The sequence below is a fragment of the Paraburkholderia fungorum genome (assembly GCF_902833645.1).
Lineage (GTDB): Bacteria > Pseudomonadota > Gammaproteobacteria > Burkholderiales > Burkholderiaceae > Paraburkholderia > Paraburkholderia fungorum.
Genome location: NZ_CADFGE010000001.1, coordinates 993344 through 1007240, shown reverse-complemented (window position 1 = coordinate 1007240; position 13897 = coordinate 993344). Strand labels below are relative to the sequence as shown.

Here is a 13897-nt window from a genome sequence, read left to right as displayed (position 1 = left end):
CCCTTGCGCCGGTGCAGCCGGCTATGCAAATTTCGTTCGAATGTGCGCCAGCGTGCGCATGGAGCTTGCTTAAGGAATATCGATGACGCACATTTTGGGAATCGGTGCCGAGGTTGTTCGCTTTCGCGTCCGGACCGGCCCGGCTCTCGCATGAGAGGATTGCATGACGATCGCGCAACAGGAAAGGACGGCCGCAGCGCCGCATGGTTTCGATGTCGAGGTGACATCGGGGCTCGAACGTTTTTCGGTGCAGCATGGCGAGCTGACGCTGACCAGCGTGTTTCAACCGATTTTCAGCCTCTCGCACATGCGGGCGGTCGGCTACGAAGGCTTGCTGCGCGCGCACGACGCGCTCGACCGGCCAGTGTCGCCGCTTGACGTGTTCGGCGAGGCCGCACGTCTGGGCGACGTGCTGCAAGTCGACCGGCTCGCCCAGACGCTGCATCTGGAGAACTTCAAGGTGCTCGGCGCCGAGCGCGAATGGCTGTTCCTGAACATTCATCCCGGCGCGCTCACCGATCCGTATCTCGCCGCCGCGTTGCTGGCCAATCTCCGGCGCCTCGATCTGTCGCCGCGGCGGATCGTGCTCGAAGTGCTCGAACAGCAGGCGGAAGATCTCGAACGTCTCGTCGAAGCAGTGCGTCAGTTCCGCGAGCGCGGCTTCCTGATCGCGCTCGACGATTTCGGCGCGGGTCACTCGAACGTCGAACGGATCTGGCAATTGAATCCCGATATCGTCAAGCTGGACCGCATCATGCTGTCGCACGCCGCGCATCGTGCGGATATGGCGACTATCCTGCCGGGCCTGGTGGCGCTGCTGCATGAGGCCGGCAAGCTGGTGCTGATCGAAGGCGTCGAAACGGAGCATGAAGCGCAGATGGCGCTCGCCTGCGATGCGGACTTCGTGCAGGGTTTTTTCTTCGGTCGGCCGAATCCCGGCGCGGCCGACGCGGCGCACGCCGCGACTTGCATCAGCGAAGTCACCGACCGTTATCGCGATCAGGCCGAAGCGCGCGAGCGCCGCAATGCGAGCCGTCTCACCCCGTACCTGCGGGCCTTCGAGCGCGCTGCGGAACGGCTTGCCGCCGGCGAGCCGCTCGAGGAAGTGTGCTGGAATTTCCTTGCGCTCGACCATGCCGCACGCTGTTTTCTGCTCGACGCGAAGGGCAAGCAGGCGGGCCGCAATGTCGTGTTGCGCGCCGATCGCGCGGCGCATGAAACGCGCTTTCTGCCGCTGGCCGACGCGCAAGGGGCGAACTGGCTGCGTCGGCCGTATTTCCGTGCGGCGATCAATGCGCCGGAACGCGTGCATGTGACGCGTCCGTATCTGTCGATCAATGAGGCCTTGCCGTGCGTGACGCTTTCGATGGCCACGCGCGTTGGCGATCAGACCTGCGTGCTGTGCGGCGATATCGATTGGGTCGAAGAATAGCGGTTCGGATGGGGCGCTCGGGAGAACAAGCGAAGGGGTCCGGTAGTTCAGACCGGAACGGCGAGTGGCGACAGCCGTGGTTCAGATTGGCAGGACGAGCAGCGGTTCTGCGATCATGTCGTTTTTGACGACCCTCCGCCACGTTTATGTCCGTTCTACTCGAAGTCATCGCAACGACCGTCGCCGACGCCCGGCTTGGCCTTCAGGCGGGCGCGGACCGGCTCGAACTCGTCACCGCGATGGGCGAGGGCGGTTTGACACCGAGTCTTGGCCTGATCGAAGCAGTGGTTGCCGCGTCGGCGCCCGCACCGGTCAACGTGATCGTACGTCCGCACAGTCGCTCGTTCGTGTACGACGCCGACGACTACGCCGTCATGCTGCGCGACGTGCGTGCGGTCAAAGCGGCCGGCGCGAACGGCGTGGTGATCGGCATGCTGACGGCAGACGGTGAGATCGATCGTGAAGGCCTCGCCCGCGTAATCGATGTGGCAGATGGCCTGGCGATCACCTTCCACCGCGCGTTCGACGAAACGCGTGATCTGCAAAAAGCACTCGACGTGCTGCTCGGTTTCGATGCCGTGACGAATGTGCTGACCTCGGGCGGCAAACCTTCGGTATTGCAAGCGGAGCCCATCGTGCGTGAATTGGTGCGGCAAGCGGCCGGCTCACATTGCACGGTGCTGGCGGGCGCGGGTTTGACCATCGACGCGGTTGCCGGTTTCGTGAGCGCGACGCAGGTTCAGGCGGTTCACTTCGGTTCGGGGGTGCGCGTTGGCGGCAACGGTCTTGCACCCGTCGATGCGGAGAAAGTCGCGCAGGTGAGAGCGCTACTGGACTCAAAGCGAAGCTGATTCGTCAGGACGATAACCGGCGCTCTGGGACGCAGCGCGTAGCAAAACGATCCGGCAGACAATCGACGCTACGAGATGCAACGCGTCACCAATCCAGCAAGCAAAAAAATGCCGCTTCGAGGTTCAACTCGAAGCGGCATTTTTCATCGTACAAAGCGAAAGAACTACTTCGCGACAACCACCGGAATGCCGCGCAACTGACCGGCACCCTTGACCTCGTCCAACGATTTCTTCACCGACGCGCTGGTCGCCGCTTCGATCTGCAAGCGTGCCGCGAGATCGCGCTCGCCGCGCTTCACGCCCGCCAGATTTGCCAGCTTAACGTGACCGTAACCCCGCACACGCGCATGCAGATCGGCGAGCTTTGCAACGTCCTCGAGATTGTTCACGTTGAGCTTCGAGAGCGCGCGTTGCAACGTCGTTTCAAAGTCGTCAGCAAGTTCGCGCTCCATCTTGCGCTCCAGCGTGCGGCCGAACGGATCGAGCATCGTGCCGCGCAAACTGCTGAATTTCGCCATCACGCCGAGCACCGGCCACATCCACTGACCGAAGGTCTTCTTGGTCGGATTGACGCCCGGTTGTGCGCGCGCGAGCGTCGGCGGCGCGAGGTTGAACTTGATGCCGAAGTCCTTGCCCGCGACACCTTCGAATTGCGCTTCCAGTGCTTCACGGAAAGCCGCATCCGTATGCAGACGCGCGACTTCGTATTCGTCCTTCACCGCAAGCAGACGGTAGAACGTCGTCGCCACAGCACGCGTCACGCGCTCGCTCTTTGCATCGACCGCGGTTTCGGCGCGACGCGCCGCGTCGACCAGCGTGCGATATCGCTGCACATAGCGCGCGCCGCCGTAGATCTGCAGACGGCCCTCGCGATGCGCGATCAGTTCGTCGAGCGTATCGACGCGTACCGCCTGCGTGGCCTGATGCCGTGCTTGCCACAGCGATTCCAGTGCCGCCGGATCTTCCGCAGCCACACGCCCAATCGAAAACGCCAGTTGGTTCATCTGCACAGCGACGTTGTTCAATTCGATCGCGCGCATCATCGCCGCGAACGACACCGGCACCAGACCGAGTTGCCAGGCATAACCGAGCATCAGAATGTTCGCGCCGATCGTGTCGCCGAGGAAACGCGTGGCGAGTGCCTGAGCGTCGCACGTCGACATGCGCTCTTCACCCGCGGCGTGGCGCATCTTGTCGATCAGGGCATCGGCATGCAGCGTCGCATCCGGATTCTGCACGAAGGTCGCGTTCGGAATGGCGTGCGTGTTGACGACGATGCGCGTGCGGCCATGACGCACCGTTTGCAAGGCATCGGCGCTCGCGCCCACCACCATGTCGCAGGCGAGCAGCACGTCGGCCTGTTGCGTGTCGATACGCACCTGATTGAGCCACTCGTCGCGTGCGGCAAAGCGCACGAACGACAGCACCGAGCCGCCCTTTTGCGCGAAGCCCATGAAGTCGAGCACCGACGCGCTCTTGCCTTCCAGGTGCGCGGCCATGCTGATCAGTGCGCCGACCGTCACGACGCCGGTGCCGCCAACGCCCGTCACCAGGATGTCGTACGGCGCGGCATCGAGATGCGTCGCGGGAATCGGCAGCGCGTCGACGCGTGCAGCGAGCGCGACCGGATCGAACGCGGCGCCCGCGGCTTTCTTCAGCTTGCCGCCTTCCACCGTGACGAAGCTCGGGCAGAAACCGTTCACGCAGGAATAGTCCTTATTGCACGATGATTGATCGATGCGGCGCTTGCGCCCCAGCGCGGTTTCAACCGGTTCGACCGACAGGCAGTTCGACTGTACGCCGCAATCGCCGCAGCCTTCGCAAACTTCCTCGTTGATGAAAAGACGTTTATCCGGATCGGGAAACTCGCCTTTTTTCCTGCGACGCCGTTTTTCCGCCGCACAGGTCTGGTCGTAGATCAGCACGGTTACGCCGTCGGTGTCGCGCAATTCGCGCTGCACGGTATCCATTTCGCTGCGGTGGTGGAACGTCGTGCCCTTCGGGAACTGGTCGTGATGGCCGTCGTATTTCTCCGGCTCGTCGCTGACCACGACGAAACGCGACACGCCTTCGGCTTCCACCTGACGCGCGATCTGCGGCACGGAGATGCTGCCGTCGACCGGTTGGCCGCCGGTCATCGCGACGGCATCGTTATAGAGAATCTTGTACGTGATGGTGGCTTTCGCGGCGACCGCCTGGCGGATCGCGAGAATACCTGAGTGAAAATAGGTGCCGTCGCCGAGATTCTGGAAGACGTGGCGCGTTTTCGTGAACATCGAATGCGAAGCCCAATCCACACCTTCACCGCCCATCTGAATCAGGCCGGTGGTGTCGCGCTCCATCCACGACGCCATGAAGTGACAGCCGATCCCCGCATGCGCGATTGAACCTTCAGGCACTTTGGTCGATGTGTTGTGCGGGCAGCCGGAGCAGAAATACGGCGTACGTTTGACGCTATCCGCGGCATTCGAAAGAATTTGCGGCGCGACCAGATCGACCACACGCTCGCGACGATCGAGCGCCGGCTTGTGCTTCGCGAGCCAGTTAGCGAACACCGGCAGAATGCGCGACGGCCGCAATTCACCCAGCGACGACAGCAGCAGCGTGCCGTCTTCGGCGTTCTTGCCGACCACGATCGGCCGCGTGCCTTGCGTGCGGTTGTACAGATAGTCCTTGATCTGCTGCTCGATGACCGGACCCTTCTCTTCGATCACCAGCACTTCAGACAGACCGGACACGAACGCGTCGATGCGCGTCATCTCCAATGGGAACGACAAACCGACCTTGTAGATCCGCACGCCGGCCGCTTCCAGATCGGCCACCGTCAGATCGAGTCGGCGCAGCGTTTCCATCAGGTCGAGGTGCGCCTTGCCGCAGGTGACGATGCCCACGTTCGCATGCGGACTCGGCGCAATCCATTTGTCGATGCTATTGGTGCGCGCAAAATGACGAACCGCGTCGAGCTTCGCGTGCATGCGCGATTCGATGGTCAGGCTCGGCAGATCGGGCCAGCGGTTATGCAGGCCGCCGGCGGGTGCGTCGAAATCTTGTGGAATCGTCCATTCGGTCTGCAGCGCATCCAGATCGACGGTGGAACCGGATTCGACCGTTTCCGAGATCGCCTTGTAGCCGACCCACGCCCCAGAGAATCGGGAGAGCGCCCAGCCATACAGGCCGAACTCGAGCATGTCGGCAATGTTCGACGGATTCACCACCGGCATATGCCACGCCATCAATGCGAAGTCGCTTTGATGCGGCATCGACGACGACACGCAGCCGTGGTCGTCGCCCGCCACCACCAGCACGCCGCCGTGCGGCGACGAGCCGTACGCGTTGCCGTGCTTCAGCGCGTCACCCGCGCGATCCACGCCCGGGCCTTTGCCGTACCACATCGCGAATACGCCTTCGACGGTGCGCTCCGGGTCCGATTCCACTCGCTGCGTGCCGAGCACGGCGGTGCCGCCAAGTTCTTCGTTGATCGCCGGCAAAAAGCGAATATCACTCGCCGTGAGCAGTTTCTTTGCTTTCCATAACTGCTGGTCGACCATGCCGAGCGGCGAGCCGCGATAGCCGCTGATGAAACCGGCGGTGTTCATACCGTGTGCGCGGTCGGCGGCGCGCTGCATCAGCGCAAGTCGCACCAGCGCTTGGGTGCCGGTCAGGAAAATCCGGCCGCGCGTGGCGGTGAGGTTGTCGGACAGCTTGTAGTCGGCGAGAGCGGGCGTGCCGTCGATGGGCAGGCGAGCGGTCATGGGTGAGTCTCCATTGTCGATCGGAGTTGGCGCTTTAGTGCTTACTCCGATCCCATGCATTAATTGCGTTTTGCATCCGCGCGCCGTGGGTGGGGACCACAAAAGGTGACGCGGCGAAAGAGACTCTATTTTTTAGCGCCGATTGGAGTGAATTTTTTCTACTTGGCGACGCGTTCAACGAAACAGCGCGACGGGTCGCGCTTTTTAATGAAGTTTTGAGATGGATCTGCCACGCGACGGAAGGGTTCGGGTATGCCCTGGTGTGTCGCCCGACGGTGAAATCGGCATTAGCGCGCGCCCAGCCGGCCGTTTTGCGGCAGGCGGGCGAATACCTTTCAAAGCGGCCGGCCTAAGGTTCAGTACCCAGTCCAGACGGCCAGCGCCAGGGCGCCGCCCGAGAGCAACAGCAGCACCACGAACAATGGCAGGATGAACCTGATCCACTGACCGAAGCCGACCCGCGCGGTGGCGAGATACGCGAGCAGCATTCCCGAGGTCGGCGTGACCATATTCGTCAAGCCGCCGCCCAACACGAAGGCGAGCACCGAGGTCTGGCCGCTGACACCGGACAACTGCGCAATCGGTCCGATGATCGGCATGCTGACCGCGGCCTTGCCGGACACGGATGGAATGAACACGTCGAGCACCATCTGCACGGCCATCAGGCCGTTCGCCACCCACACCGCGGACTGGCCGCGCGCGAGTCGCGTGAAATGCTCGATCAGCGTGTCGAGAACGAGGCTATTTTGCAGAATCAGTTCGACGGATGCCGCGAGCCCGATCAGCAGGCCGGCGAGAATCATCCCCTTCATGCCGTCGACGAAAGCATCAGCCGCGCTGCGCGAATCGAGCCTGCCCACAGCCGCCGTCACGATGCTGATGAACACGTAGAACGCGGACAAATCCACGTTGCCCCAATGCAGTTCACGCGTGCCGATCACGAGCATGGCGGCGGCGACGGTCAGCACGATCAGCGTCGCTTTGTGGCGGCCCGACAGCCTGGCTTGCGGATGCTGATCGACGCTTTGACGGGCGACAGCCAGCCGGTAGCCGCTCAAACGCACGTGGGCCAGCAGATACAGAATGCCTAGCGTCAGGAACACAACGAACACGCCGATGCGCATTGCGATTCCGCTAAAGAGCGGCACCCCGACGATCGGCTGCGCGACGGCGAGCGACAGCGGATTGGTCACCGAGGCGATATAACCGACCTTCGCGGCAATCGCGACCAGCCCGACCGCGAACAGGTTCGACAAGCCGAGCCGCCGCGCCAGCACCATCACCATCGGAATGATCACGAGGTATTCGGAGATGAATCCCAGCAAGGTGCTGCCCAGGCCGATCAGCACCATCAGCAGCGGCGCCAGCACATACACGTTGCCCGCGGTGAGTTGCAGGAGCCGGTCGATCCCCGCGTCCACGACGCCGGTCTTGCGCATCACGCCGAACATGCCGCCGACGAACATCACCATGAAAATCAGCGGTGCGTTCTTGATGAGACCGTTGGGCACCGCGACGAAGGCCGACACCAGGCTCGCCGGCGCGGCCTGTTCGGGGGTGCTTTTGCTGACGCCGGGCGTGATCAGCGTGGCGAGGCTGTGGCTCTTCGGCACCACCTGATAGGTGCCCGGCACCACCAGCTTGTCGTGACGCTCGAAGCGGCCGGCGTCGATCAGATAGGTCATCGCCACGGCGGCGAGCACGACCCAGATCATCATCACCACCGGATGCAGCATCTTGCCGTGCGGCTTCTTTTCTTCGCCGCCGCTGCCGGGATGGCTGCCTTGCGGTTGGTCGTCGTCGGCGGTGGGGGCCGTGGGTGGAGCAAGCGTGGTCATGGATGGATTCCTGTCATGCCGGCAGCGGATTCATTTGCGGCGCGGTGTAGCCGAGTTCGGCGGAGATGGTGCGACTGCACGCTTGCAGCCGTTCGAGGTAATCGGGAATCTCGATGCGGCTAATGCGCATTTCGGGTCCCGACACACTGACTGCGGCCACCGCTTCTCCGGTGACATCCCGCACCGGCACCGAAATCGCCACCGCGCCGGCCGTCACTTCGCCCACGCTGACCGCATAGCCTTTGCGCGCGATCGCATCGAGTTCGTCGGCGAGCTTCATCGGGTCCGGCGGCTGCGGCAGCTTTTTCAGCCGCGCGAAGTATTCGGTCTTGACGGCGTCCGGCGCGAACGCGAGCAGGATCTTGCCGGACGCGCCGCTGTTGAGCGCGCGCCGGTTGCCCACCGCGCCGATGGTGCGCATCTCGTGCGTGCTTTCGCAACGCGCGACGCAGACGGTTTCGAGCCCTTCGCGCACGCGCAGCACGACGTTCTCGTTGATTGCCTGGTTGAGCGCAAGCATGTGCTTTTGCGCCGAGCGCACCAGCGTGTTCTGCTGCGCGGCTGCGACGCCGATCACGAAGGCCTGCGGACCCAGCGCGTAGGTCGAGGCACGCGTGTCCTGCACCACGAAGCGATGCAATTCGAGCGTGCACAGCATGCGATAAGCGCGCGATTTGTTGATGCCGAGTTGGTTGGCGAGTTCGGTGACGCCAAGGCCTGGATGTTCGGCCACGTGGCTTAGCAGCTTGAGTGCGCTGTCGACGGAATCGACGATGTAGTTCACGGTTGTTCCTTCATTCGTTGCGTCATTGAGCCGGATAGGGCCGAGGCGCGGCAAGCTGGGCGCGGACATAGCCGGCGAGCGCGGCGGCGAAAGCGTCGAGGTCGCGCTTGAGCGTGTCGAAGCCGGTGTTTTTGACGAACGCGGCTTCGTCCATGTACAGCGCGCGATTCAGTTCGATCTGGATACTGTGCCTGCGCCGCGCGGGATCGCTGACGGCGGTGAGCAGATCGCCGCCCTGATATGGCTCGTTGATCTGAACGCGATAGCCCGCGCCGCTGAAATAGTCCGCCACCCATTGTGTGAAGGCCGGGTCGGCGGTGGTGCCGCGACGGTCGCTGATAACGAAGTCGGGACGTGCCGCGCCGGCGTCGACGTTCATCTCGTTGCCGCGCGATTTCATCGAATGGCAGTCGATGTGCCACAGCGCACCGTGCTGGGCGTAAGCACGCTCGGCGGCGGCGCTGAGCGCGGCACGATAGGGCAAGTAGTACGTGTCGATGCGATGCCGTACTTCGGCGATCGACAGCTTGCGGTCGTACATCGGCACATTCGGCAGCGCGTCGCGCCGGATCAGCCCCATGCCGCGCAACGTGTACTTCTCCGGGGCGAGCGGTTCGGGCCACGGCTCGGCGAGCAATTGCACGTCGATGTCGGTGATCGCCCGGTTCGGGTCGATATAGGCGCGCGGGAAATGTGCGCCGATCAGCACGCCGCCTTGCTCGGGCACGCCGGCCCACAGTTCGTCGACGAATGCGTCCCACGAACTGCGAATCGCGGCGGTCGGCGCGGACGTGCCGAAGTCGGCCGGCAGCGCGATGCCACTGTGCGGCGAATCGAACAGGATCGGTAGCGCAGCCGCAGTGGGTTCCGCGATAAAGAACGGCGCGTTTGCCGGCGCGGCAAAAGTGTTGCTATCGGGCGTCAAAACAAATTCCTTTCGGGTGGCCGACGCGCTTTGAAGGTCGTCGTGGCTTGAGTCAGTGGCTTGCGTGTTTTATTAAATAAAACAGCATATCAATATTTAACGACGAACCTTATTGCCGGTCAAGTCACTCGTCGAAAGCCTTGCAATCTGGGTCATCTATTTTGAAATCCCTGCTGGTCAAGGATTTGCGCGGTGTCACTCAGTAAAACCCCCAGCAGCACGTAATGCCGTCAATGCGGGCAAACCAGTATTTCTACGACACCTTGACCAAGCAATTTTGCATTTCGAATAATAAACGATACGTTGTTTTATTCAATAAAACAAAATTGTCGAGGCAAGCAGGCCATAAGCGATCGGCTTCGACATGACGGTTTCACACACTCATATCAAGGAAATGCAGATGAACAGCAAAGGTCTGGTGATGGCGCTTACAGGTACGGCGATGGGTGCGGTGCTCGCGGTGTCGGGGGGCAACGCCATGGCGCAGTCGAGCGTGACGCTGTACGGCATCGTCGACTCAGGCATCACCTACACAAGTAACCAGAAAGGCAGCACGACCTGGCAGGCGACCGGCGGCAACGAACAGGGCACGCGCTGGGGCATGGTGGGCACGGAGGATCTGGGCGGCGGCACCACGGCGATCTTCAAACTGGAGAACGGCTTCAATATCGAGACCGGCACCGCGAGCGCAAACGGCCGCATGTTCGGCCGTCAGGCGTGGGTGGGATTGTCGAACCAGCGCTGGGGGACTTTCACGATGGGCCGCCAGTACAATGCCGCACAGGATTCGCTGGCGCCGTTGCAGATTGGCGCGAGCACGTCGCTCACGCAGTACGCGCTGCATCCGTTCGACACCGACGACCTGAACAACTCGTTTCGCACCGACAACTCGGTGAAGTACGTGACGCCGAATTTCGCGGGCTTTCAGGGCAATGCGATGTACGGTTTCTCCAATGCGACCAACTTCGCGGCGAACCGCAGCTGGAGCGTCGGCGGCACCTATGCGCACGGTCCGTTGCATCTGGGTGTCGCGTATGTGGTGCTCGATAACCCGGCGCTCGATCCGACCGGTGCGATTCCGTCGGACAACTATTTCACTTTCCTGAAGGGCATCACGAAACAGCAGATCTGGGGCGCGGCCGGTACGTACGACTTCGGCAATGCGACGTTCGGGATGCTGTACACCACCTCGCTGTTCAATCTGCAAACCGGTGCGTCACAGCGCTTCAACAACTACGAAGGCAGTTTCCGTTACCGCTTCACGCCGGCCGTGATGTTCGCGATCGGCGAAACATACACGCAGGTCAATACGACGCAAAGCGCGAAGCCGAGCGTGCATTACCTGCAAACCAGCGCGGGCGTGCAGTACTACCTGTCCAAGCGCACCGATCTGTATGTGAACGCGATCTATCAGCGCTCGTCGTCGAATACGGTGGCAGCGATTGAAGGGATCAGCAATCCGTCGAGCTCGAAGATTCAGGTGGTGGGCGTGGTGGGGATTCGCCACAAGTTCTGACGGAAGCGATTCAGCCGGAGGCCGCGCGGCTTACGATGCAGGGGCTTTCGCCGCCGGCGCGGCAACAGGCGCCGGATCGAGCGGCACGACGTCGTTGAAATGCGAGTAGTCGATGTGACTCACGCCGTTTTCCTCATGCATGATGTCGACGTACTTGTACTGCCAGCGGATCTGCTCGCAAGACCACATGTGACGCGCCTGCATGGTCTGCGAGGTCGATTCGTCGACACCTTCAAGCGTGAGCCACAGCGATGCCTCCCGGCCTTTCAACGTTTCGGCGGTTTCGCCGAATAGCGGACTGCTTTCGTCGATGACGTGCATCAGGCTCCAGCCCAGTTTGAACACCGGGTGCTGATTGCGCACCAGCGTCAGGTCGTAGAGCTTGCGCAAGGTAAAGCCTTCGACGGTGGTTTCCAGCCGCAAGAGGCGCAGGTTCGCCCGCGCCTCGGCAATCACGTTCTGACGCGCGTTGGCGGCGCGCACCACCAGCGTCATGCGGCCCTCGAGCGGCCGCACGATCGCGTAGCGGGCGAACATGATCTTGGCGTGCGGGCGTGAAAAGCGCGCGAAGATCAGCCCCGTCGCCAACGCGATACTGGACATGCCGACAAAGATTTCCAGGGTCGCGATCCAATGCGCGTAGACAGTCTGCGGATGCATGTCGCCATAACCGACCGTGGCGAGCGTTTCGACGCTGAAGAAAAACGCGCCGCCGAAACCCGCTGGGAACTGATTGGCGATCGGCGCCGTGCCGAGCATGTAGAGCGACGCGAACACGGTATTGAGCAGCAGGAACAAAACCGCGAGCGAGACAAAGAACGTCGGCCAGCGCACGACCAGTGCGCGGTGGTAGAGATCCTGCCAGAGCGGCGTGGGCATGCCGTGCGTGACCACGACGCGATCGTCCAGGCGCATTTCCCGGCTGCCGCGCGCACGACGTCTCGGCGCAGCCGTTTCGTCGTCGCCGATGCTGGAAAGACGGTCGGGTGAGTCAGTCGCCATCGCGTGCTCGTGAAGATGGAAAACGCGCAAAGCGTAGCACGCCGGTTAGCGCGCGGCGGGGGATTTTCAGCGCGCTGCCGGGGCGATGGAGGTGGCGCTGCCCGGCGCTCGACGCGCCTGCGGCAAGTGACTCTACGGAAAGGCTCGCGGCTTCGGAATGCCGGCGCCGTGTTCGATGTCGTCGACGGCTTGCTGATGCGCTGCGGCGATGGCTTCGGTTTCATCCGCATAGCCGTTGTCACCGCCCACGGTGGTCCACGACTTGACGGCTTTCTCGCGATGCCGGATTTCGTATTCCGCATCCCAGCGCGCACCGCTGAGTTCGAGAGGGCGGACGTGAATCGAGTACACGCCGTAGAGGAAGAGCTGTTCAGCCATGTTCGCCTCCAGCCGGTTGATTCGCAAAAGGCGCCGTGCGATGGGCGCGGCGCCGGGTTGCCTAGAGTTCGATCTCCCCGAGGATGCGGTGGGCGAGGGCTTTGGCTTCCTCCAGCGCTTCCTCCGGCGTGGACGACGTGGCCTCGACCTCGTAGACCGTGGTTTCCTGGTCGGCGCTGGCTTCGCCTTCGTCGCGGGAAAGGGTGACGAGGCCCTGCCACGTGTCGCTTTGTACTTCTCTTATCGACGCGGTGGCCGTGTAGATGCCTTTGGTGTAGGTGATGTCCTCCATGGCAACGCTCCTTGTTCCAAAGGGGTGGTTTTTTTCATCCTAGCACGATGATCGCGGTTCGGTTTATCGCGCGCACGGCGCTCGATTTTTTGCAGCCGGTGTCTACCATTGCATTCGCCGACGCTCTTTCCATCGAACTTACAGCCGCACTTATCGCCGCACTTACCGCCGCATCTGCAACCCTACGCGCCTTACAAGGCAAACACACTACAGCAGCGCCACCACCTCGTCCAATGAAGGCGCATGCGCGCCGGCGTGGCGGCAAGCGGCGGCGCCCGCTGCCAACGAAAAGGCAAGATGCTCCGGCCATGCCCGCTGCGACGCGGTCATCAGGCTGAACAGCAGCCCACCAATCGACGCGTCCCCGGCGCCCACGGTATCGACCACTTCGACCCGAGGCGGCCGGGCTTCCACCACTGTGGCGCCGTCGATCAACATGGACGTCTCCGGTCCACGTGTCACCAGCACGGTAGCGGCGGGATTCATGGCCCGCAACTGCGCAAGCGCGCCGGCCTCGTCGTCCGTCTTGAACAGCATCCGCAAATCCTCGTCCGACACCTTGATCAGGTCGGCCAGCGCGGCCATTTTCCGCAATGTGGGCTCGTAGCCGTGCTCCATCAGGTTCCGGTAATTCGGATCGAAACTGATCTTCACGCCGCGCGAACGCAACTCGGCGGCCAGGGCGGCCAGCGTATCGCCGAGCGGCTGACGCACGAGGCTGATGCAACCAAAATGTGCCCACTTCACGTGCTCCATCCAGCCGGCCGGCAGGCGCGCCGGATCGAAGGCCAGGTCGGCGCCGTTCTCGCCCATGAAAAAATACGCCGGCGGATGCGTCTGGTGGACGATCGCCAGCAGAGGCGGCCGTTCCACGCGCTGCATGAAGCGCATGTCGAGCCCTGCGGCAATGCTCGCGTTCCACAGGTCGTCCGAGAAGTTATCGACGCCCAGCGAGCCGGCGCTCGCCGTCGGCAAACCGAGCCGCGCCACGCAGCGCGCGACGTTCCAGCCCGCGCCGCCCGGGCGCGAGAGCCATTGCGAGGCGCCGGTCCGCACGAGATCGGTGAGGATGTCGCCGGCGGAGACGAAGAGGGGGAAGTCAGTGTTCGCGTTCAGGTTGCTCATTG

11 protein-coding genes are annotated in these 13897 nt (G+C 62.7%); 3 read left to right on the top strand and 8 right to left on the bottom strand.

The window, feature by feature from the left end:
• Positions 1–163 precede the first annotated feature (163 nt).
• Together HWX91_RS04550 and HWX91_RS04545 are read left to right on the top strand one after the other, a co-directional pair.
• Positions 164–1432, top strand: a complete 1269-nt coding sequence (locus tag HWX91_RS04550) for a sensor domain-containing phosphodiesterase (RefSeq protein WP_028198927.1) — start codon at positions 164–166, stop codon at positions 1430–1432.
• A 146-nt stretch (positions 1433–1578) separates the two neighbouring features.
• Positions 1579–2283 (top strand): copper homeostasis protein CutC, encoded by a 705-nt coding sequence (locus HWX91_RS04545; protein ID WP_028198928.1) that lies wholly within the window; start codon positions 1579–1581, stop codon positions 2281–2283.
• 164 nt (positions 2284–2447) lie between these two features.
• Here the strand turns inward: HWX91_RS04545 and HWX91_RS04540 are convergent, their stop codons facing one another.
• From HWX91_RS04540 to HWX91_RS04525, 4 genes are all read right to left on the bottom strand, one after another.
• The gene (locus tag HWX91_RS04540) at positions 2448–6035 is read right to left on the bottom strand and encodes an indolepyruvate ferredoxin oxidoreductase family protein (protein WP_028198929.1); all 3588 of its coding nucleotides are present in this window, start codon (positions 6033–6035) and stop codon (positions 2448–2450) included.
• A gap of 356 nt (positions 6036–6391) precedes the next feature.
• Entirely contained in the window at positions 6392–7873 is a 1482-nt protein-coding gene (locus tag HWX91_RS04535; protein ID WP_042276298.1) for a YfcC family protein, read from the bottom strand.
• Positions 7874–7886: 13 nt separating this feature from the next.
• Entirely contained in the window at positions 7887–8657 is a 771-nt protein-coding gene (locus HWX91_RS04530) for an IclR family transcriptional regulator (RefSeq protein ID WP_028198931.1), read from the bottom strand.
• Between the two features lie 22 nt (positions 8658–8679).
• Positions 8680–9582, bottom strand: coding sequence for an N-formylglutamate amidohydrolase (locus HWX91_RS04525; RefSeq protein ID WP_028198932.1), 903 nt, complete (start codon positions 9580–9582; stop codon positions 8680–8682).
• A 400-nt stretch (positions 9583–9982) separates the two neighbouring features.
• On the opposite strand from HWX91_RS04525, the gene HWX91_RS04520 reads away from it, so the two are divergent.
• Positions 9983–11098 carry a porin gene (locus HWX91_RS04520; protein WP_028198933.1) on the top strand — a complete coding sequence of 372 codons (1116 nt, stop codon included), beginning with the start codon at positions 9983–9985 and terminating at the stop codon, positions 11096–11098.
• A gap of 30 nt (positions 11099–11128) precedes the next feature.
• Here the strand turns inward: HWX91_RS04520 and HWX91_RS04515 are convergent, their stop codons facing one another.
• The 4 genes from HWX91_RS04515 to HWX91_RS04500 form a co-directional block, all read right to left on the bottom strand.
• Positions 11129–12100, bottom strand: coding sequence for an ion channel (locus HWX91_RS04515; protein WP_028198934.1), 972 nt, complete (start codon positions 12098–12100; stop codon positions 11129–11131).
• Positions 12101–12232: 132 nt separating this feature from the next.
• Positions 12233–12478, bottom strand: a complete 246-nt coding sequence (locus HWX91_RS04510) for a hypothetical protein (protein ID WP_028198935.1) — start codon at positions 12476–12478, stop codon at positions 12233–12235.
• Positions 12479–12539: 61 nt separating this feature from the next.
• The gene (locus tag HWX91_RS04505; RefSeq protein WP_028198936.1) at positions 12540–12770 is read right to left on the bottom strand and encodes a hypothetical protein; all 231 of its coding nucleotides are present in this window, start codon (positions 12768–12770) and stop codon (positions 12540–12542) included.
• 207 nt (positions 12771–12977) lie between these two features.
• Positions 12978–13895, bottom strand: coding sequence for a carbohydrate kinase family protein (locus HWX91_RS04500; RefSeq protein ID WP_028198937.1), 918 nt, complete (start codon positions 13893–13895; stop codon positions 12978–12980).
• Positions 13896–13897: the final 2 nt, after the last annotated feature.

What these genes read in the sequence shown, in the direction of transcription:
- HWX91_RS04515 (WP_028198934.1), bottom strand. Translation starts at nt 12,100, where the DNA reads ATGGCGACTGACTCACCCGACCGTCTTTCCAGCATCGGCGACGACGAA.
- HWX91_RS04550 (WP_028198927.1), top strand. Translation starts at nt 164, where the DNA reads ATGACGATCGCGCAACAGGAAAGGACGGCCGCAGCGCCGCATGGTTTC.
- HWX91_RS04540 (WP_028198929.1), bottom strand. Translation starts at nt 6,035, where the DNA reads ATGACCGCTCGCCTGCCCATCGACGGCACGCCCGCTCTCGCCGACTAC.
- HWX91_RS04535 (WP_042276298.1), bottom strand. Translation starts at nt 7,873, where the DNA reads ATGACCACGCTTGCTCCACCCACGGCCCCCACCGCCGACGACGACCAA.
- HWX91_RS04545 (WP_028198928.1), top strand. Translation starts at nt 1,579, where the DNA reads ATGTCCGTTCTACTCGAAGTCATCGCAACGACCGTCGCCGACGCCCGG.
- HWX91_RS04520 (WP_028198933.1), top strand. Translation starts at nt 9,983, where the DNA reads ATGAACAGCAAAGGTCTGGTGATGGCGCTTACAGGTACGGCGATGGGT.
- HWX91_RS04505 (WP_028198936.1), bottom strand. Translation starts at nt 12,770, where the DNA reads ATGGAGGACATCACCTACACCAAAGGCATCTACACGGCCACCGCGTCG.
- HWX91_RS04510 (WP_028198935.1), bottom strand. Translation starts at nt 12,478, where the DNA reads ATGGCTGAACAGCTCTTCCTCTACGGCGTGTACTCGATTCACGTCCGC.
- HWX91_RS04500 (WP_028198937.1), bottom strand. Translation starts at nt 13,895, where the DNA reads ATGAGCAACCTGAACGCGAACACTGACTTCCCCCTCTTCGTCTCCGCC.